The organism is Pseudomonas sp. K2I15, from assembly GCF_002204795.1.
Lineage (GTDB): Bacteria > Pseudomonadota > Gammaproteobacteria > Pseudomonadales > Pseudomonadaceae > Aquipseudomonas.
The window spans coordinates 14,741-32,856 of record NZ_NIXO01000038.1 but is presented as its reverse complement, the minus strand read 5'-3'; the positions used below and the strand labels follow the sequence as shown (position 1 = coordinate 32,856).

The following is an 18,116-nucleotide window of genomic DNA, read 5'->3' as shown; positions in this document are numbered from 1 at the left end:
GCCCGCTCCCAAGTCAGCCGGGTATCAGCGTTGCACAACCCGCAGATTGTTCTGTTCTTTAGGCAGGACACGCTTGGCAATCACGTAGTTCTTGTCCCAGAACGGCTTCTTCAGCGTATCGATACTCACGGACTTGCCACGACGCGGTGCGTGGATGAAGCGGTCGTTGCCCAGGTAAATGGCAACGTGGTTCACCTGGCGGCTCTTCAGCTTGAAGAACAGCAGGTCACCCGGTTTCAAATCCTTGCGCTCAACCTTTTGCCCGTGGCCGGCGGCCATGGCGTTGGAGGTGCGCGGCAAATCCACGGCTTTTACGTCGTTAAACGCATATTTCACCAAACCGCTGCAGTCGAACCCTTTACTTGGGCTGCTGCCGCCCCAACGATAAGGAGTACCGAGCACGTTGACGGCGCGGCTGAGGACGTTGCTGCTTTGCTTGGTGTTGACTGCCATCAGCCCTGGAGCTGTTTTGCCGTGGGCCTTGCTCAGTTGAGTCGGGCGCTTCACGGTCAGCTTTACCGATTTGGCGGAGCTGGTGGTGGCGTGAACTTTAGGGGTGAAACCGTTAACGTTGGGAAGTCGTTGCTCACGATTGGTGGCGTGGGCGGCCAGTGGCATTAATAGGCAAATGGTTAGCCATGTCTTGAAAAATGGTCGCATTAGGCGTGGCTCTTTTTGGTTTGCGCGCAACTTTATAACAGCTTTTTGTGTCGTTCTAAGGCCGTTTGTCGACTGAACCCTGGGGTCAAATTCAGGAAAAACGCGACGAATTGCCGCTATTGTCCTACTCAGGTCAGGTGGCATAAGGCTTTGCGGGAGGGAAGATACCATTTGCCGTGCGTCGGGCGCCCGTAAAAAAGTCACAAAGAAAATGAAAAAATTTATCTATCGAGGCAAAAGAGGTACTCCATGAACACCTATCGACAGGATGTTTCGCAACAAGACACCCACAGCAAGGTGATCGGTTACCTGCTTTGGATTTTCGGTTTTACCGGCGCTCATCGCTTTTATTACGGCAAGCCGGTGACCGGGACGATCTGGTTTTTCACCTTCGGGTTGTTCGGGATTGGCTGGCTGATCGACTTGTTCCTGATTCCGGCCATGGACCGGGAAGCCGACCTGCGATTTACGGCAGGGCCGATTGAGTACAACGTGGCGTGGATCCTGTTGGCGTTCCTGGGTGTGTTCGGTTTGCACCGCATGTATCAGGGCAAATGGATCAGCGGGATCGTTTACCTGCTGACCGGTGGTTTGTTCCTGATTGGCGTGCTGTATGACTTCTGGACGCTGAATACGCAGATTTCGATCCGCAATGCCGAGCGTAACGGCGGTCGTTAAGCACTCTAAACCAATGTGGGCGCGGTTAAGTGTGGGAGCTGGCTTGCCTGCGATGCGGGCACCTCGGTGTATCTGATGTACCGAGGTGATGCTATCGCAGGCAGGCCAGCTCCCACATTTGACCGTGCCCACATTAGAGGTGCGAGGGTCAAGCCTGGTAGCTGATCCGCCCATCCACCAGCGTGTACCGCACATTCGCCGGCAAACTATGGCCGATGAACGGGCAGTTCTCGCCCTTGGACAGCCAGTGCTCACCGGCAATCGTGGAGCTGGCCGTATCAAACAGCACCAGGTCCGCCGCCGAACCCACCGCCAACTTGCCCGCCGGCAGGCGTAGCGCCTCGGCAGGGCCCGCACTGAGGCGCGCCAGCAACGTCGGCAGGTCCAGCAAGCCATCCTCCACCAACGTCATCGCCAGCGGCAGCAACAGCTCGACACTGCTGATGCCAGGCTCTGTCGCGCCGAATGGCGCCAGCTTGGCATCCCGCTCGTGGGGCTGGTGATGGCTGGAAATCGCCGAAACCACCCCGGACTTCACCGCCGCCCGCAAACCGTCACGGTCAGCGCGCGTACGCAGTGGCGGCTGCACGTGATACAGGCTGGAGAAGTCGATCAGCGCCTCATCCGTCAAAATCAGCTGATACAGCGCTACATCTGCCGTCACCGGCAAACCGCGAGCCTGCGCCTGAGCGATCAGGGCCACGCCGCGAGCGCTGGTCAACTGGCTGAAGTGTGCGCGTACGCCGCTTTGTTCCACCAACAGCAGGTCGCGGGCCAGGGCCACGGTCTCGGCGGTTTCCGGAATGCCCGGCAGGCCGAGGAAGCTCGCGGTGGCGCCTTCGTGGGCCAGGCCGCCTTCGGCCAGGTCACGGTCTTGGGAGTGGAAAATCACCGTCAGGTCGAAGGTCGCGGCATATTCCAGTGCGCGGCACAGGGTGCGGGTGCTGCGAAAGCTCTCCAGACCGTTGCCAAACGCTACGCAGCCGGCGTCGCGCAAAGCGATCAGCTCCGCCAGTTGTTCGCCGTCCAGGCCTTTGCTCAGGGCGCCGATGGGGAACACTTTGCAGTTGCCGGCTTCGCGGGCGCGGTCGAGGATCAGCTCGGTCACGGCCGAGGTGTCGAGCACCGGCTTGGTGTGAGGTGGGCAGCACAGGCTGGTCACGCCACCGGCAGCAGCGGCGCGGGTTTCGCTGGCGATGCTGCCTTTGCGGCTGTAACCCGGCTCGCGCAGGGCGACATTCAAGTCCACCAGCCCGGGCGCAGCGATCAGACCTTTGGCGTCGAGGGTTTCGCTGGCACTGAAACCGCTTGGCGCGGCGCCGATGGCAATGATCTTGCCGGCTTCCAGGTGCAGATCGGTGACTTGATCCAGGCCGCTGGCCGGATCGATGACGCGGGCGCCGAGGATGCTGAGCTTCACTGGGCGTTCTCCTGCTCGAATTGACGTTGCGCGGTTTGCCCGCTCATGGCCATGGACAACACTGCCATGCGGATGGCGATGCCGTACGTAACCTGGTTCAGAATCACCGACTGAGGGCCGTCGGCCACCGCCGACTCAATTTCCACGCCACGGTTGATCGGGCCCGGGTGCATCACGATGGCATCCGGTTTGGCACCGGCCAGGCGCGCGGTGGTCAGGCCGAACAAGCGGTAGAACTCGCCTTCGCTCGGCAGCAGGCCACCGGCCATGCGCTCGCGTTGCAGGCGCAGCATGATCACCACGTCCACATCCTTCAGGCCTTCGGTCATGTTGGTGTAGACCTTCACGCCGTATTGCTCGATGCCGACCGGCAGCAGGGTTTTTGGCGCGATCACGCGGATGTCCGGGCAACCCAGGGCTTTCAGGGCCAGCATGTTCGAGCGCGCTACCCGCGAATGCAGGATGTCGCCGACGATGGCCACCGAGAGGTTTTCAAAGCTGCCCTTGTGCCGACGGATGGTCAGCATGTCGAGCATGCCCTGGGTCGGGTGAGCGTGGCGGCCGTCGCCGCCGTTGATGATTGCCACGTTCGGGCACACGTGCTCGGCAATGAAGTGCGCAGCACCGGAGTCGCCGTGGCGCACCACGAACATGTCGGCGGCCATGGCTTCCAGGTTGCGCAAAGTGTCGAGCAGGGTTTCGCCCTTGCTCGCTGACGAGGTGGACACGTTCAACGTGATCACGTCAGCCGACAGGCGCTGGGCGGCCAGCTCAAAGGTGGTGCGGGTGCGGGTCGAGTTCTCGAAGAACACGTTGCAGATGGTCTTGCCGCGCAACAGCGGGACTTTTTTCACCGCCCGGCCGCCGACTTCGAGGAACGAGTCGGCCGTGTCGAGGATTTCGGTGAGCAGTTCGCGGGGCAAGCCGTCGAGGGACAGGAAGTGTTGCAGCTGGCCCTGAGCATTGAGCTGCAGCGGGCGCTTGGCATCTAGAGGCGTCATCGCGGGGACTCTTTACAAGGCGGTTTAAAGGGCAAGGTCTTGCAGTTCGAGTTCGAGCGGCGTGGGACCGGACAATTTTACCCGCTGGTGGGCTTCAAGGGACAGGGTTGCGCCAACCACATCCGGGCTGATCGGCAATTCGCCGGCGTCCAGGTCCAGCAGGCAGACCAGGGTTACGCTGGCCGGGCGACCGTAGTCGAACAGTTCGTTCATGGCGGCGCGGATGGTGCGACCGCTCATCAGTACGTCATCGATCAGCACCAGGTGCTGGCCTTCGATCTCGAACGGCAGGGCTGAGGGGCGCACTTGTGGGTGCAGGCCGTTCTGGCTGAAGTCATCGCGGTAGAAGGACACGTCCAGGGTGCCGAGGGGCGAGTTGCTGCCCAGTTCTTCCAACAATGCCTGGGCCACCCACACACCACCGGTGCGAATGCCGATAAAGCGCGGTTCGCTGATGGCACGGTGTTGCAGGTGCGCCTTGAGGCGGATCGCCATCTGGCTGATCAGGTCGGCGGGATTGGGCAGGCTCATGGTGGCTCCTTCAAGGCCTTGCGCGGCGGGGGTTGCCTGCAAGGTCCGGGCTCAAACGTAAGAAGACGCGGCAAGCCGCGTCAGTCAGGATTCAAATAAAGCGGTGTTTTCATCCAGCCAGCCCTGCAACAGCAGGGCGGCGGCGATGGCATCCACCGGGTTGTCGCGGTAGCTGCCTTTCTGCCCGCCACGGTCACGGCGCTCGCCCTTGGCCTCAAAGGTGGTCAGGCGTTCGTCGTGGGTATAGAAGGGCAGGTTGTAGCGGCCATTCAGGCGGCGGGCGAATTTTTCTGCCCGCAGGCACATCTCGCTCGGGGTGCCATCCATGTTCAGGGGCAGGCCGACCACTACGGCATCGGGCTTCCACTCCTTGATCAGGGCTTCGACCTGGTTCCAGTCCGGCACGCCGTTCTGGGCTTTCAAGGTGCACAGCTCGCGGGCCTGGCCAGTGATGACCTGGCCGACGGCAACGCCGATCTGTTTGGTGCCGTAGTCAAAACCGAGGATCAAACGCAAGGCCATCAGGCGTGCCCCGCCTGGCTGGTCAACAGGCTGAGGTTGATCCGCAGTTTGGCGGCGGCCGCTTCCAGGCGCAGTTCGCTGGGGGTGTTGAACAGGATGTCGGCGTCAAACGGGCAGGTCAGCCAGGCATTGCTCGCAAGCTCGGCTTCCAGCTGCCCGGCTTCCCAGCCGGCGTAGCCCAGGGTGATCACACTTTGATCAGGCCCCACGCCGTCGGCGATGGCGAACAACACATCCTGGGACGTGGACAGGGACAACCCTTCAAGGTCAACGGTCGCCTGGAATTTCGGCCCGGTGGGGTGCAGCACAAAACCCCGGTCAGTCTGCACTGGCCCGCCGATGTAGATCGGGACGTGCTGGCAGCTGGCGGGCGGGTCGATGTCCGGGCGCAGTTGCTCGAGGATATCGGCCAGGCTCAGGTCTTGCGGGCGGTTGATCACCAACCCCATCGCACCATTGGCGGTGTGCTCGACGATGTAGGTCAAGGTTTGCGCAAAGTTCGGGTCGGCCATATGGGGCATGGCGATCAGGAATTGGTGCTTGAGGTAGGTCGGGCTGACATTTTTCATGTCCGCTAGTGTGGCGTTGGAGGGGCGAACTGACAAGCTGAGGATGCGCAGGAATGGGTTTGGCGTGTTGATTCTCTGTAGAAGCGAGCTTGCTCGCGAAAAACCTGAGAGCGCCGGGGTAAACCAGAAAGCCCGCGTTATCGTTAACGACCTTCGCGAGCAAGCTCGCTCCTACAGAGAGCAGGGTCGGTTAGTTGCTGGACAGCCGATCCCCCTTGGCAAAGCGCCAGGTGCGAATGATTTCCAGGCGGTCGATGTCGTTCAAGTCCCCGGTAAACGGCGCAAAAGGTGCCGCCAGGCGCACGATGCGTTGCGCCGCCTGGTCCAGCAGCGGTTGGCCGGAGGACTCCAGCACCTGCACCTCGTACAACGTGCCATCGCGGTTGATCGACACCAACAGTCGCAAATTACCGTAGATCTGCTGGCGGCGGGCTTCGTCCGGGTAGTTCAGGTTGCCGATGCGCTCGACCTTCTTGCGCCACTCGTCCTTATACCAGGCGCCTTTGTCGCGCATGGTGGAGGCGGCGTTGAGGCGGTAGATGCGTGGGCGCTTGGCGTACAGCTGTTGTTCGTGGGCCAGTTCGGCTTCCAGGCTGGAGATTTCACTGGAGAGTTGCGAGCTGTCAAATGTCGGGGCCGGCGGGGTGGGCGCGGGTTCGGTCTTGGCCTTTTCGCGTTGGGTCGGGGCTTTTTGAGGTTTGGGCGCAATGGTGGTGACGGCGGCCTTGGGTGCAGCTTGTTTCACCTCTGGCTTGGGCGCAGGCGGTGGCGTGACCTTATTGACCTTGTTGTCCTGGAACGGCGCTACTTCAGTGGTCTTGGGCACGGCCTTCTTGTCGAGGGTGCCGCTGCCTTGCTGGTTGTCCTGGGCGAGAAAGTCAGCCTTCTCGGGCTTCTTTTCGCTTTTGAAGGTGGCGAGGGTGATTTCCAGGGTCTTGGTGATCTGCTTGGGTTCGGCAAAGGTGAAACCCAGGCCCAGGATCAACGCCAGGTGAATCAACGCTGCCAGAAACAGGGTAAATCCGAGCCGATCAGCCGGGCGCACGCCGCTGTGGGAGAGTTCGGGGGGTAGATCGGGCGGGAGCGTCATGACAAGAAAACCAACATCGCGCGTTTCACAGGTGGCGCATGATAACGCAATGTTGGTTTGTGTCCGGCTGTTCTATGTCACTTGGCTTGTAGCTTGGCGGCAATCGCCGCCATCAGCATTTCGCCGATGTTCGTGCCAAATGCATTGTCGATCTCGCGAATGCAGGTCGGGCTGGTGACGTTGATTTCGGTGAGGTTCTCGCCGATGACGTCCAGCCCTACGAACAGCAGGCCTTTTTCGCGCAGGGTCGGGCCAACTTGTGCCGCAATCCAGCGATCCTTGTCGGTCAACGGGCGGGCTTCACCCCGGCCACCGGCGGCCAGGTTGCCGCGGGTCTCGCCGGCTGCCGGAATGCGTGCCAGGCAATAAGGCACCGGCTCGCCGTCGATCATCAGGATGCGCTTGTCGCCGTCCTTGATTGCGGGAATATAAGCCTGGCCCATGATCTGCTGGGTGCCCAGTGCGGTCAGGGTTTCCAGGATCACCGACAGGTTCGGGTCGCCGGCGCGGTGACGGAAGATCGAGGTGCCGCCCATGCCGTCCAGCGGCTTGAGGATCACATCGCCGTGCTTGGCGGCGAATTCACGCAGCACATCGGCGCGGCGGCTGACCACGGTCGGCGGCGTGCATTGCGGGAACAAGGTGGCGAACAGCTTTTCATTGCAGTCGCGCAGGCTCTGGGGCTTGTTGACGATCAGCACGCCCGCGCGCTCGGCCTGCTCCAGCAGGTAGGTGGAATAGACGAACTCCATGTCGAACGGCGGATCCTTGCGCATCAGGATCACGTCGAGGTCGCTCAGGGGGCTGTCGATTTCGTCTTGCAGCTCAAACCATTTCTCAGGGTTGGCAAACACCTGCAGGGGACGCATCCGCGCCCGCGCTTCACCGTCGCCCTGGTAAAGGTCCGGCTGTTCCATATAGAACAGGCTCCAGCCGCGGGCCTGGGCGGCCAGCAGCATGGCCAGCGAGCTATCCTTTTTATAGGAGATGCTGGCGATAGGGTCCATGACAATGCCGACGCGAACGCTCATGGGGGATTTCCTCTAGCAAATAAGGGCGCATAAAAGTGGCGTCAGAGTGGCGCTGCGGCTGTTGTGGGTCAAGGAAAAACCACCGCGCGGGTCGGCCGATAGATTGCGTTCTGAGACTGTGCTAAAAAGGCTGCCATAGCGCATCAGCCCTTGAATCCCGAGGCTTTTGGCGCGCGTCCCGTGCAACATCAGGCAGTACACACCGAAAACCTATTCGCTGTGGCGATGGTAGAGCAGATATGGAACAGCATTCCAACGCCTTGAAAGTGATGGTGATCGACGATTCGAAAACGATTCGCCGCACCGCCGAAACACTGTTGAAGAACGTAGGGTGCGACGTCATCACGGCCATCGACGGTTTCGATGCCCTGGCCAAGATTGTTGACCATCACCCGCACATTATCTTTGTCGACATCATGATGCCGCGCCTGGATGGCTATCAGACCTGTGCGCTGGTGAAGAACAACCCGGCGTTCAAGTCGATCCCGGTGATCATGCTGTCATCCAAGGATGGTCTGTTCGACAAGGCCAAGGGGCGCATCGTCGGCTCTGATCAATTTTTGACCAAGCCTTTCAGCAAGGAAGAACTGCTGAGCGCGATCAAGGCCTATGTACCGGGCTTCGCCGCAGTAGAACAAGCACACTGACGAGGGCCCCACGAGGGCTTGCGTCTACTAAAGAAGTGGGGAAAACCATGGCACGTGTTCTGATCGTCGACGATTCGCCGACTGAAATGTACAAATTGACCGAAATGCTCGAAAAGCATGGTCACGAAGTCCTCAAGGCCCAGAACGGCGGCGATGGCGTCGCGCTGGCCCGCCAGGAAAAGCCTGACGCGGTATTGATGGATATCGTCATGCCTGGCCTCAATGGCTTCCAGGCCACCCGACAGCTGACCAAAGACCCTGAAACCGGGCACATCCCGGTGATCATCATCACCACCAAGGATCAAGAAACCGACAAGATCTGGGGTGAACGCCAGGGCGCCAAGGACTACCTGACCAAGCCGGTGGACGAAGAAACCCTGATCGCCACCCTGAACAAGGTGCTGGCCGGCTGACGGCACGTTCCCATGACCGAGTCGCAAACCGCCTTCGAGCTGCTGCTGGACATCGACCGCCGCTGCCGCTTGCTGGCCGCCGACCTGCCGTCCCAGGAAACCCGGCTGCACAGCTGGAGCGGGATCGGGTTTCGGCTCGGCGGGCACTGGTACGTGGCACCCATGGGCGAAGTCGCGGAGGTGCTGCACGAACCGCGTTGCACCTTGATGCCCGGGGTCAAAGCGTGGGTCAAGGGCGTGGCCAACCTGCGCGGGCGCTTGCTGCCGGTGATGGACCTGGGCGGGTTCCTCGGCCTTGACCTGTCGGTGGCGCGCAAACAACGGCGGGTGCTGGTGGTGGAATATCAGGACGTGTTTGTAGGCCTGTTGGTGGACGAGGTGGTGGGCATGCAGCATTTTGCACAAGACGCATTGTCGACGAGCACTGAGGCCAGCGCGCCGTTTATCCAGGGCCAGTTCGACGGCGACCAGCTGTGGCAGGTCTTCAGCCCCTTCGCCCTGGCCCAGGCTCCAGGTTTCATGGATGTTGCCGCATGAGTACCGTCACCCCCGCCAAACCCCAGGAAGCTTCCCGCAGCCGCTCGCAGATCATCGTGCTGTTTATCGCGCTGATCGTGTTCATCATGCTGCTGTTCGCCAACTTCGCGTACCTCAACACCCAGTCCACCTACGACAAACAGTATATCGGCCACGCCGGTGAGCTGCGGGTGTTGTCCCAGCGTATCGCCAAGAACGCCACCGAGGCCGCCGCCGGCAAGGCTGCTGCGTTCAAGCTGCTGGGGGATGCGCGCAACGATTTTGCCCAGCGCTGGGGTTACCTGAAAAAAGGCGACCCGGCCACCGGTTTGCCTGCTGCGCCCAACGCGGTACGTGCGGAAATGCGCGCCGTGCAGACCGACTGGGAAGCACTGCTGAAAAACGCCGATGCGATCCTGGCCAGTGAGCAGACCGTGCTGTCGCTGCATCAGGTGGCCGCCACCTTGGCGGAAACCGTGCCGCAGTTGCAGGTCGAGTCGGAAAAGGTTGTGGATATCCTCCTGCAACGCGGCGCACCTGCCAGCCAGGTGGCGTTGGCCCAGCGCCAATCGTTGCTGGCCGAACGCATTCTCGGTGCAGTCAACACCGTGCTGGCGGGCGATGAAACCGCCGTGCAGGCCGCCGATGCCTTTGGCCGCGATGCCAACCGTTTTGGCCAGGTTTTGAACGGCATGCTCCAGGGCAATGCCGGGCTGCGCATCACCCAGGTTGAAGACCATGATGCGCGGGCGCGCCTGGCGGAAATCGCCGAGCTGTTCGAGTTCGTCTCCGGCTCCGTGGACGAAATCCTCGAGACTTCGCCGCAGCTGTTCCAGGTGCGCGCCTCGGCGAGCAATATTTTCAACCTGTCGCAAACCCTGTTGGATGAAGCCTCGCACCTGGCCACCGGTTTTGAAAACCTGGCAGACGGGCGCACCTTCGACACCATCGGCGGCTACGTGCTGGGCTTGCTGGCGTTGGCCTCGATCATCCTGATCGGCCTGGTGATGGTCCGCGAGACCAACCGCCAGTTGCGGGAAACCGCCGAGAAGAACGAGCGAAACCAGAACGCGATCATGCGCCTGCTGGATGAAATCGAAGACTTGGCCGATGGCGACCTGACCGTCACCGCCTCGGTCACCGAAGACTTCACCGGGACCATCGCCGACTCCATCAACTATTCCGTGGATCAACTGCGCGACTTGGTGGCGACCATCAACCTCACCGCCGGCCAAGTGGCTGGCGCGGTGCAAGACACCCAAGCCACCGCCATGCACCTGGCCCAAGCCTCCGAGCATCAGGCGCAGCAGATTGCCGAAGCCTCCACGGCGATCAACCAGATGGCCCAGTCCATCGACCAGGTGTCGGCCAACGCCGCCGAATCTTCGGCAGTGGCCGAGCGCTCGGTAGAGATCGCCAACAAGGGTAACGAGGTGGTGCACAACACCATCCACGGCATGGATAACATTCGTGAACAGATCCAGGACACCGCCAAGCGCATCAAGCGCCTGGGGGAATCGTCCCAGGAGATTGGCGACATTGTCAGCCTGATCGACGACATCGCCGAGCAGACCAACATCCTGGCCCTCAACGCCGCCATCCAGGCGAGCATGGCCGGCGATGCCGGGCGTGGTTTTGCGGTGGTGGCCGATGAAGTACAGCGGCTGGCCGAGCGTTCTTCTGCCGCCACCCGGCAGATCGAAACGCTTGTGCGGGCGATCCAGACGGACACCAACGAAGCCGTAATCTCCATGGAGCAAACCACCACCGAAGTGGTGCGCGGTGCGCGGTTGGCCCAGGACGCCGGGGTGGCGCTGGAAGAGATCGAAGGCGTGTCGAAAACCCTGGCGGCGTTGATCCAGAGTATTTCCAACGCGGCGCAGCAGCAGACGTCGTCGGCGGGGCAGATTTCCCTGACGATGAACGTGATTCAGCAGATCACCAGTCAGACTTCGTCGGGCTCCACGGCCACGGCCGAGAGCATCGGCAACCTGGCAAAAATGGCCAGTCAGTTGCGGCGGTCGGTGTCGGGCTTCACGTTGCCGGCGGCGAAGCGGGTGGATGAGTGAAATGCTATCTGTCAGGCACCACCGAACCCCTGTGGGAGCCGGCTTGCCTGCGATAGCGGTGTGTCAGTGCCGAAGATGCAAACTGATGCACCGCCATCGCAGGCAAGCCAGCTCCCACATTCGATCTCCATGGTCCTGGGAGTCGTCATTCACACAGCAACTCATGAATTCAGACGGGAGCGGTTATGGTTGATCGGCACGACTACGTGGCCCTCGAATGGGTCAAGGGCGAAATTGCCGAAACCCTGAAGCAGGCCCGTTCGGCGCTGGACGCCTATGTTGAAGAGGGCAGCAGCGAGGCCATCGGCCAATGCCTGGAATGCATCCATCAGGTCCATGGCAGCTTGCTGATGGTCGAGTTCTATGGCGCAGCCCTGTTCGCTGAAGAAATGGAACAGCTGGCCCTGGCCCTGCAAGGCGCGCGCGTCAGCCAGCGCGACGAAGGCATTCGCCTGCTGCAACAGGGCCTCGGCCAATTGCCGCTATACCTCGACCGCGTGCACAGCGCCCGGCGCGACCTGCCCTTGGTGGTGTTGCCGCTGCTCAACGACCTGCGCAGCGTGCGCGGCGACAGCCTGCTCTCGGAAACCAGCCTGTTCAGCCCGCAACTGCTGGTGATCCCGCCGCTGCCCGAAGAGGCGCTGGCCCAACGCACGCCGGAGGATTTCCCCGAACTGCTGCGCCAGTGGCGGCAGATGCTGCAACAGGCGCTGGTCGGTTTGCTGCGTGAAGACCACGGCCCCAGCAACCTGGAAGACATGGCGCGGGTATTCGCCCGCCTCGAAGCCCTGTGCCATGGTGCGCCGCTGTTACCGTTGTGGCAGGTGACCTCGGCGCTGGTGGAAGGCATGCTCATTGGCGTGGTCGCCAACAGCCCGGCGTTGCGCAGTTTGCTCAAAGCCTGCGACAAGGAACTCAAGCGTTTGCTGATCCAGGGCATCAACGGAATCAACACCCCAGCCCCGGATGAGTTGCTCAAGAGCCTGTTGTTCTACGTCGCCAAAGTCACCCGACCGACTCCACGGATGCAAAGCTTGAAAGAACGTTATGGCCTTGATGAAGCCCTGCCCGACAGCGCCGTGGTGGACGCCGAACGCGCCCGCCTGGCCGGCCCGGACCGCGACGCCATGGGCTCGGTGCTCGGCGCGCTGTGTGAGGAGCTGGTGCGGGTCAAGGAGCGTCTGGACCTGTTCGTGCGCAGCGACCGTCAGCATGCTTCGGACCTCGATGCATTGTTGGCGCCCTTGCGCCAGATCGCCGACACCCTGGCCGTATTGGGCTTCGGTCAGCCGCGTAAAGTGATCATCGACCAACTGGCGGTGGTGCTCGGCCTGGCTCAAGGGCAACGCGAGCCCAACGATGCGGTATTGATGGATGTCGCGGGTGCATTGCTCTACGTCGAAGCCACGCTGGCCGGGATGGTCGGCACTGTCGAGCCGGAGCGCCGCGAAGAAAGCCGCCTGCCCACCACCGATCTGACGCAGATTCACCACCTGGTGATCCGCGAATCCTGTCAGTGCCTGACCCAGGCCAAAGAGCTGGTGATCGACTGCATCGAAGCCCAGTGGGACCGCCAGCGCCTGGAGTCGTTGCCCGAGTTGCTGACCCAGGTGCGCGGTGCGCTGGCGATGATTCCGCTGCCCCGCGCGGCGAGCCTGATGCGTGGCTGCAATGATTACGTCAACGAACAACTGATGGTCAGCGATGCCGCGCCTTCCGAGGCGCAGCTTGAGCATTTTGCCGATGTACTCACCAGCCTTGAGTACTACCTGGAACGCATGCTCCAGGACCACGACGCCCCGGGTGAGCGGGTGCTGGAAGTCGCCGCCGAAGGCCTGGCAGCGCTGGGCTATTTGCCAGCCGAAAAACCCTGGCGCCAGGCGCTGCTCGCCCAGGATGACGCGCCAGCGGAACAAACCCCGTTTCTCGCGGATGCACTGGCCAGCCCCACCTCACGCCTCAACCCGCCAGCCCTCCAGCGCCCCGGCAGCCTGCTGCCGCCGCCTGCGGGTGAGGAACCTATCGACGACGAGTTGCGCGAAGTATTCCTCGAAGAAACCGCCGAAGTCCTCGACGTGCTGAACCGCTACGTGCCCGCCGGCACCGCGAGCCTTGAAGACAAGGCCACCCTGAGCGAAATGCGCCGCGCCTTCCACACCTTGAAAGGCAGCGGTCGCATGGTCCGCGCCCTGGTGTTGGCGGAGCTGGCCTGGGCGGTCGAAAACCTGCTCAACCGCGTACTGGAACGCAGCGTCGCGCCGGGCCCTGATGTGCAAGCGGTGCTGGATGACGTGGTGGACTTGCTGCCTGAGCTGATCACCGACTTTGCCGCCGATGCCCAGCGCCAGCGCGACGACGTAGACGAGCTGGCAGCACGGGCGCACGCCTTGGCCAGCGGTGTCGAACCCTCGGCCACAGACCCGGCGGCGCTGGACCCGCAGTTGCTGGAAATCTTCCGCAACGAAGCCCAGAGCCACCTCGACAGTCTCAACCATTTCCTGCAACAAGCCACCGAGCACCTGCCGCTGCAAGTCAGCGATGAGCTGCAACGCGCGCTGCACACCCTCAAGGGCAGTGCCTACATGGCGGGTGTATTGCCCATCGCCGAACTGGCGCGACCACTGGACCACCTGACCCGCGAATACAAGGCCCACCGCCTGCCGCTGGACCTGGATGAAATCGAATTGCTGCTGGAAGCCGAGGCGCTGTTCCAGCGCGGGGTGCGCCAGCTGGACAGTGATCCCCACGCGGCCATCAACGGCGCGGCGGGGTTGATCGAACGTACGCAAAACCTGCTGAACAGCCAGCTTGAAGCCCTGCTGAATGCGCCCAACACCGGCCTGCGCATCAAGCGCGACCCGCAGTTGATCGCCAACTTCCTGGCCCAGGGCATGGACATCCTGCTGGACGCCGAAAGCCTGCTGCGCCGCTGGCAACAGCACCCCGGCGAGCGCCAGGAACTGAGTGCGCTGCTGGACGAACTGACCACCCTCGGCGAAGGTGCGCACCTCGCCGACCTGCACCCGATGGACGAACTGTGCGAAGCCTTGCTCGACCTTTACGGCGCGGTGGAAGAAAGCAGCCTGGCGGTCAGCGAGCGCTTCTTCCATGAGGCCGAACAGGCTCATGAAGCCCTGATCAACATGCTCGACCAACTGGCCGCCGGGCAGGAAATCAGCGCGGCGCCGGCGCGGGTACGAGCCCTGCGCGAACTGCTGGATGAAGGCCTCGACCCGTCCGCCACCGGCCTGATCAAAACCGATGGCAGCCGTGCGCTGAGCATCTCCGAACTGGGCGCCGCCACGGCGAAGTTGGACCAGGGCTTTGCAGTGGATGACGAGATTGTCGAGATCTTCCTTGAGGAAGCGGTGGACATCCTCGACAGCGCCGGGCAGTCCCTCAAGCGCTGGTTGCTGGACCCGGATAACGCAGCGCCGCTCTCGTCGTTGCAGCGTGATTTGCACACCCTAAAGGGTGGCGCGCGCATGGCTGAAATCGGTGCGGTGGGCGACCTGGCGCTGGAGCTGGAAAACCTTTACGAAGGTTTGGTGGACCGTCGCTACAGCTATTCCGGCGAGCTGGCCAACGTGTTGATGGCCAGCCATGAGCGGCTGGCGCTGCTGCTTGAGCAATTGCAACACCAGCAACCGCTGAGCGACTCCACCGACCTGATCAGCAACTTGCGTGAGTTGCGCCAAGGCACCGGGCAAGCGGCGCCCCCGGCGGCCGCCGAGGTCGAGACACCGGGCACAGATCCCGAGCTGCTGGATATCTTCCTCGAAGAGGCCGCCGACATTCTCGACAGCTCCGGCGCCGCGCTGTTGCGCTGGCAGGCCGAGCCGAAAAGTCGCCAGGAAGTCGAGACACTGCTGCGCGACCTGCACACCCTCAAGGGTGGCGCTCGCATGGTTGAGATCGGCCCCATCGGCGACCTGGCCCATGAGCTGGAATTCCTCTACGAAGGCCTGTCGGCAGGTTTGCTGGCGCCCTCGCCGGAGCTGTTCGCGCTGCTGCAAGGTTGCCATGACCGCCTTGCGCAGATGATCGATGCAGTGGCGGCGGGGATGCTGGTGGGCTCGGTGGACCTGCTGATCGAGCGGATCAAAAGCCTGGTGCATCCGGCTGAAGTGACGGCCGCACCGGTGGCGTTGGCTGCGACCAAAACCGAGGCGGTACCGGCCAGCGATCCGGCCGCCGACATGGTGAAAATATCGGCCGATTTGCTGGACGACCTGGTCAACCTGGCCGGCGAAACCTCGATCTTCCGTGGGCGCATCGAGCAACAGGTCAACGATGCGAGCATCGCCCTGCATGAAGTGGAAACCACCATCGAGCGCATGCGCGACCAACTGCGCCGGCTCGACACCGAAACCCAGGGCCGCATCCTCAGCCGCCAACAGGCCGAGGCCGAGCGCCTGGGCTACGAAGAATTCGACCCGCTGGAAATGGACCGCCATTCCCAACTGCAACAACTGTCCCGGGCCTTGTTCGAATCGGCCTCCGACTTGCTTGACCTCAAGGAAACCCTCGACCGCCGCAACCAGGACGCCCACAACCTGCTGCAACAACAAGCACGTATCAACACCGAGCTGCAGGAAGGCCTGATGCGCACGCGCATGGTGCCCTTCGAACGCATGCTGCCGCGGCTCAAACGCATCGTGCGGCAGGTGGCGGGCGAGCTGGGCAAGGATGTGGAATTTGTCGTCGGCAACGCCGAAGGCGAGATGGACCGCAACGTCCTAGAACGCATGGTCGCGCCGCTGGAGCACATGCTGCGCAACGCCGTCGACCATGGCCTGGAATCCCGGGACGCGCGATTGCTGGCGGGCAAGCCCGAGAAAGGCCGCATTAGCCTGGACCTGACCCATGAAGGCGGCGACATCGTGTTCGACATGCGCGACGACGGTGCCGGTGTGCCGCTTGAAGCGGTACGGCGCAAGGCGATCAAGCGTGGCTTGCTCGACCCCAATCTGGAAATCAGCGACCGCGACGTGTTGCAGTTCATCCTGCAACCGGGGTTTTCCACTGCCGAAAAAATCACCCAGATTTCCGGGCGTGGCGTCGGCATGGACGTGGTGCATGAAGAAGTGCGCCAGCTGGGCGGTTCGATGGTCATCGATTCGACGCCGGGGGAGGGCGTGCATTTTCGCATCCGCCTGCCGTTCACCGTGTCGGTCAACCAGGCGCTGATGGTGCAGTGTGCGGACGATCAATACGCGATCCCGCTGAACACCATCGAAGGCCTGGTGCGGGTCATGCCCCATGAGCTGGAAGGGCACTATCAGCAGGACCCGCCGCGTTACGAATACGCCGGCCGACGCTACGAACTGTTCTACCTTGGCGACCTGCTGCACACCGTCGGCCGCCCGAATTTGCTCGGCCAGTACCAGCCACTGCCGGTGCTGCTGGTGCAGTGCAACGAGCGGCGTGTGGCGGTGCAAGTGGACGCCATGGCCGGCACCCGGGAGATCGTGGTCAAAGGGCTGGGGCCGCAATTTGCCGGGGTGAAGGGATTGTCTGGCGCAACCATTTTGGGCGATGGTCGCGTGGTATTGATTATCGACCTGCTGGCGCATATCCGCGCGCGGCCACCGGCGTTGCCGGCCCAGGCGGCGGACGCACCGTTGATCCTCAACGACCCGCTGAAAAAGCGCCCGCTGCTGGTGCTGGTGGTGGACGACTCGGTCACGGTGCGCAAAGTCACCAGCCGCCTGCTGGAGCGCAACGGCATGAACGTCCTCACCGCCAAGGACGGCATCGACGCCATGGCCGTGCTGGAAGAACACACCCCGGACCTGATGCTGCTCGACATCGAAATGCCGCGCATGGACGGCTTCGAAGTGGCCATCCAGGTACGCGACGACCCACGGCTGATGCGCATGCCCATCATCATGATCACCTCCCGTACCGGGCAAAAACACCGCGACCGCGCCATGGCGATTGGCGTCAACGACTACCTCGGCAAGCCTTATCAAGAGTCGGTGCTGCTGGAAAGCATCGCTTACTGGAGCAAGTCCCGTGCTTGATCACCGCGCAACTCAACTCACCGGCTTGCTGCTGCCATTGGCCGACCGTCACCTGTTGTTGCCCAACGTTGCCGTGGCCGAGCTGATCGACTTCCAGCGCGGCGAACCGGCCAGTGATGCGCCGCCGTGGTATTTGCGGCAGGTTACCTGGCGGGATCGGCAGTTGCCGTTGATCAGCTTTGAAGCGGCGTGTGGCGAGTCGGGCGTGGTGGGGGAACGGGCGCGGATTGTGGTGCTGAATACTCTGGGCGGGCGGCCGACGTTGAAGTTTATTGCGTTGGTGATTCAGGGGATTCCGCGTTCGTACAAGCTCGATAGCCAGTTGAGTTATGTGGACGTGCCGTTGTGCCCGCTGGAATTGGCGGCGGTGCAGGTGGGGGAACACGTGGCGAAGGTGCCGGATTTGATGGGGTTGGAGGCGTTGTTGGTCGAAGCCGGATTGGCCTGAACGGCCCATTTCCCAAGACCAATGATGACCCCTGTGGCGAGGGAGCTTGCTCCCGCTGGGCTGCGAAGCGGCCCCAAAACCTGCAACCGTGCACTATCTGGAGGAATGCGGCGCAGTTATTGGGGCTGCTGCGCAGCCCAGCGGGAGCAAGCTCCCTCGCCACATTGTTTATCACTGACTTCGGATTTTTCCTGCAACCTCCAGCGCTGTGCATGAACTTGTTGTGCCCTGCGATCGCGCCTAGTCTTCGTCCGTTATCGCAAAAAACGGTGACACGGACGTGCAAGTCCGACGAAACTGTTTAGGCGTACAAACGCCCAGCCATCCAACGGGCGTTTTTTGTGCTCGCTGCTTTATGGCGGCTGCGCGCAGGAGGTCTTCGGACCTGCTGGGTGTCCTAAACAGGCCCGGTCTTGCACACCTGCGCACGGTCGCCACCCTCATTCGCGTGCAAGCGAACGGTGGCGCTCCTTACTCATCTGTTTAGGAGTTTCA

General features: G+C 62.2%; 15 protein-coding genes. 7 read left to right on the top strand and 8 right to left on the bottom strand.

Features of this window, described 5'->3' with window-relative positions:
* Positions 1-24: 24 nt before the first annotated feature.
* Complete coding sequence (locus CEC48_RS20960; RefSeq protein WP_088425490.1) at positions 25-660, bottom strand: C40 family peptidase; 636 nt, start codon at positions 658-660, stop codon at positions 25-27.
* A gap of 249 nt (positions 661-909) precedes the next feature.
* On the opposite strand from CEC48_RS20960, the gene CEC48_RS20955 reads away from it, so the two are divergent.
* Positions 910-1,338 (top strand): TM2 domain-containing protein, encoded by a 429-nt coding sequence (locus tag CEC48_RS20955; RefSeq protein WP_088425489.1) that lies wholly within the window; start codon positions 910-912, stop codon positions 1,336-1,338.
* Between the two features lie 148 nt (positions 1,339-1,486).
* On the opposite strand, the gene CEC48_RS20950 is transcribed toward CEC48_RS20955, so the two are convergent.
* The 7 genes from CEC48_RS20950 to gshB form a co-directional block, all read right to left on the bottom strand.
* The gene (locus CEC48_RS20950) at positions 1,487-2,758 is read right to left on the bottom strand and encodes a dihydroorotase (protein ID WP_088425488.1); all 1,272 of its coding nucleotides are present in this window, start codon (positions 2,756-2,758) and stop codon (positions 1,487-1,489) included.
* Entirely contained in the window at positions 2,755-3,759 is a 1,005-nt protein-coding gene (locus tag CEC48_RS20945) for an aspartate carbamoyltransferase catalytic subunit (protein WP_088425487.1), read from the bottom strand. Before CEC48_RS20945 ends, CEC48_RS20950 begins: the two co-directional genes overlap by 4 nt.
* 24 nt (positions 3,760-3,783) lie before the next feature.
* Positions 3,784-4,290, bottom strand: coding sequence for a bifunctional pyr operon transcriptional regulator/uracil phosphoribosyltransferase PyrR (gene pyrR, locus CEC48_RS20940; RefSeq protein WP_088425486.1), 507 nt, complete (start codon positions 4,288-4,290; stop codon positions 3,784-3,786).
* Positions 4,291-4,374: 84 nt separating this feature from the next.
* Positions 4,375-4,812: a Holliday junction resolvase RuvX gene (ruvX, locus tag CEC48_RS20935; protein WP_003213744.1), complete on the bottom strand. Its 438-nt coding sequence runs from the start codon at positions 4,810-4,812 to the stop codon at positions 4,375-4,377.
* The gene (locus tag CEC48_RS20930) at positions 4,812-5,381 is read right to left on the bottom strand and encodes a YqgE/AlgH family protein (protein ID WP_088425485.1); all 570 of its coding nucleotides are present in this window, start codon (positions 5,379-5,381) and stop codon (positions 4,812-4,814) included. The genes ruvX and CEC48_RS20930 overlap by 1 nt, the downstream gene beginning before the upstream one ends.
* Positions 5,382-5,571: 190 nt before the next feature.
* A complete protein-coding gene (locus CEC48_RS20925) occupies positions 5,572-6,471 on the bottom strand; it encodes an energy transducer TonB (protein WP_088425484.1) in 900 nt (299 codons plus the stop codon).
* Positions 6,472-6,548: 77 nt separating this feature from the next.
* Positions 6,549-7,502, bottom strand: coding sequence for a glutathione synthase (gene gshB / locus CEC48_RS20920; protein ID WP_003213738.1), 954 nt, complete (start codon positions 7,500-7,502; stop codon positions 6,549-6,551).
* A gap of 239 nt (positions 7,503-7,741) precedes the next feature.
* On the opposite strand from gshB, the gene pilG reads away from it, so the two are divergent.
* The 6 genes from pilG (at position 7,742) to CEC48_RS20890 (ending at position 17,621) form a co-directional block, all read left to right on the top strand.
* The gene (gene pilG, locus CEC48_RS20915; protein WP_003213736.1) at positions 7,742-8,149 is read left to right on the top strand and encodes a twitching motility response regulator PilG; all 408 of its coding nucleotides are present in this window, start codon (positions 7,742-7,744) and stop codon (positions 8,147-8,149) included.
* Positions 8,150-8,196: 47 nt separating this feature from the next.
* Positions 8,197-8,562, top strand: a complete 366-nt coding sequence (gene pilH / locus CEC48_RS20910) for a twitching motility response regulator PilH (RefSeq protein ID WP_017476512.1) — start codon at positions 8,197-8,199, stop codon at positions 8,560-8,562.
* 12 nt (positions 8,563-8,574) lie between these two features.
* Positions 8,575-9,099 carry a chemotaxis protein CheW gene (locus CEC48_RS20905; RefSeq protein WP_088425483.1) on the top strand — a complete coding sequence of 175 codons (525 nt, stop codon included), beginning with the start codon at positions 8,575-8,577 and terminating at the stop codon, positions 9,097-9,099.
* On the top strand, positions 9,096-11,147 hold the full coding sequence (locus tag CEC48_RS20900; protein ID WP_088425482.1) for a methyl-accepting chemotaxis protein: 2,052 nt from the start codon (positions 9,096-9,098) through the stop codon (positions 11,145-11,147). The genes CEC48_RS20905 and CEC48_RS20900 overlap by 4 nt, the downstream gene beginning before the upstream one ends.
* 185 nt (positions 11,148-11,332) lie before the next feature.
* Positions 11,333-17,173 (top strand): Hpt domain-containing protein, encoded by a 5,841-nt coding sequence (locus CEC48_RS20895; protein ID WP_088425481.1) that lies wholly within the window; start codon positions 11,333-11,335, stop codon positions 17,171-17,173.
* Complete coding sequence (locus tag CEC48_RS20890; protein WP_088425480.1) at positions 17,166-17,621, top strand: chemotaxis protein CheW; 456 nt, start codon at positions 17,166-17,168, stop codon at positions 17,619-17,621. Before CEC48_RS20895 ends, CEC48_RS20890 begins: the two co-directional genes overlap by 8 nt.
* Positions 17,622-18,116 lie beyond the last annotated feature (495 nt).

What these genes read in the sequence shown, in the direction of transcription:
- CEC48_RS20960 (WP_088425490.1), bottom strand. Translation starts at nt 660, where the DNA reads ATGCGACCATTTTTCAAGACATGGCTAACCATTTGCCTATTAATGCCA.
- CEC48_RS20955 (WP_088425489.1), top strand. Translation starts at nt 910, where the DNA reads ATGAACACCTATCGACAGGATGTTTCGCAACAAGACACCCACAGCAAG.
- CEC48_RS20945 (WP_088425487.1), bottom strand. Translation starts at nt 3,759, where the DNA reads ATGACGCCTCTAGATGCCAAGCGCCCGCTGCAGCTCAATGCTCAGGGC.
- pyrR (WP_088425486.1), bottom strand. Translation starts at nt 4,290, where the DNA reads ATGAGCCTGCCCAATCCCGCCGACCTGATCAGCCAGATGGCGATCCGC.
- ruvX (WP_003213744.1), bottom strand. Translation starts at nt 4,812, where the DNA reads ATGGCCTTGCGTTTGATCCTCGGTTTTGACTACGGCACCAAACAGATC.
- CEC48_RS20930 (WP_088425485.1), bottom strand. Translation starts at nt 5,381, where the DNA reads ATGAAAAATGTCAGCCCGACCTACCTCAAGCACCAATTCCTGATCGCC.
- CEC48_RS20925 (WP_088425484.1), bottom strand. Translation starts at nt 6,471, where the DNA reads ATGACGCTCCCGCCCGATCTACCCCCCGAACTCTCCCACAGCGGCGTG.
- gshB (WP_003213738.1), bottom strand. Translation starts at nt 7,502, where the DNA reads ATGAGCGTTCGCGTCGGCATTGTCATGGACCCTATCGCCAGCATCTCC.
- pilG (WP_003213736.1), top strand. Translation starts at nt 7,742, where the DNA reads ATGGAACAGCATTCCAACGCCTTGAAAGTGATGGTGATCGACGATTCG.
- pilH (WP_017476512.1), top strand. Translation starts at nt 8,197, where the DNA reads ATGGCACGTGTTCTGATCGTCGACGATTCGCCGACTGAAATGTACAAA.
- CEC48_RS20905 (WP_088425483.1), top strand. Translation starts at nt 8,575, where the DNA reads ATGACCGAGTCGCAAACCGCCTTCGAGCTGCTGCTGGACATCGACCGC.
- CEC48_RS20900 (WP_088425482.1), top strand. Translation starts at nt 9,096, where the DNA reads ATGAGTACCGTCACCCCCGCCAAACCCCAGGAAGCTTCCCGCAGCCGC.
- CEC48_RS20895 (WP_088425481.1), top strand. Translation starts at nt 11,333, where the DNA reads ATGGTTGATCGGCACGACTACGTGGCCCTCGAATGGGTCAAGGGCGAA.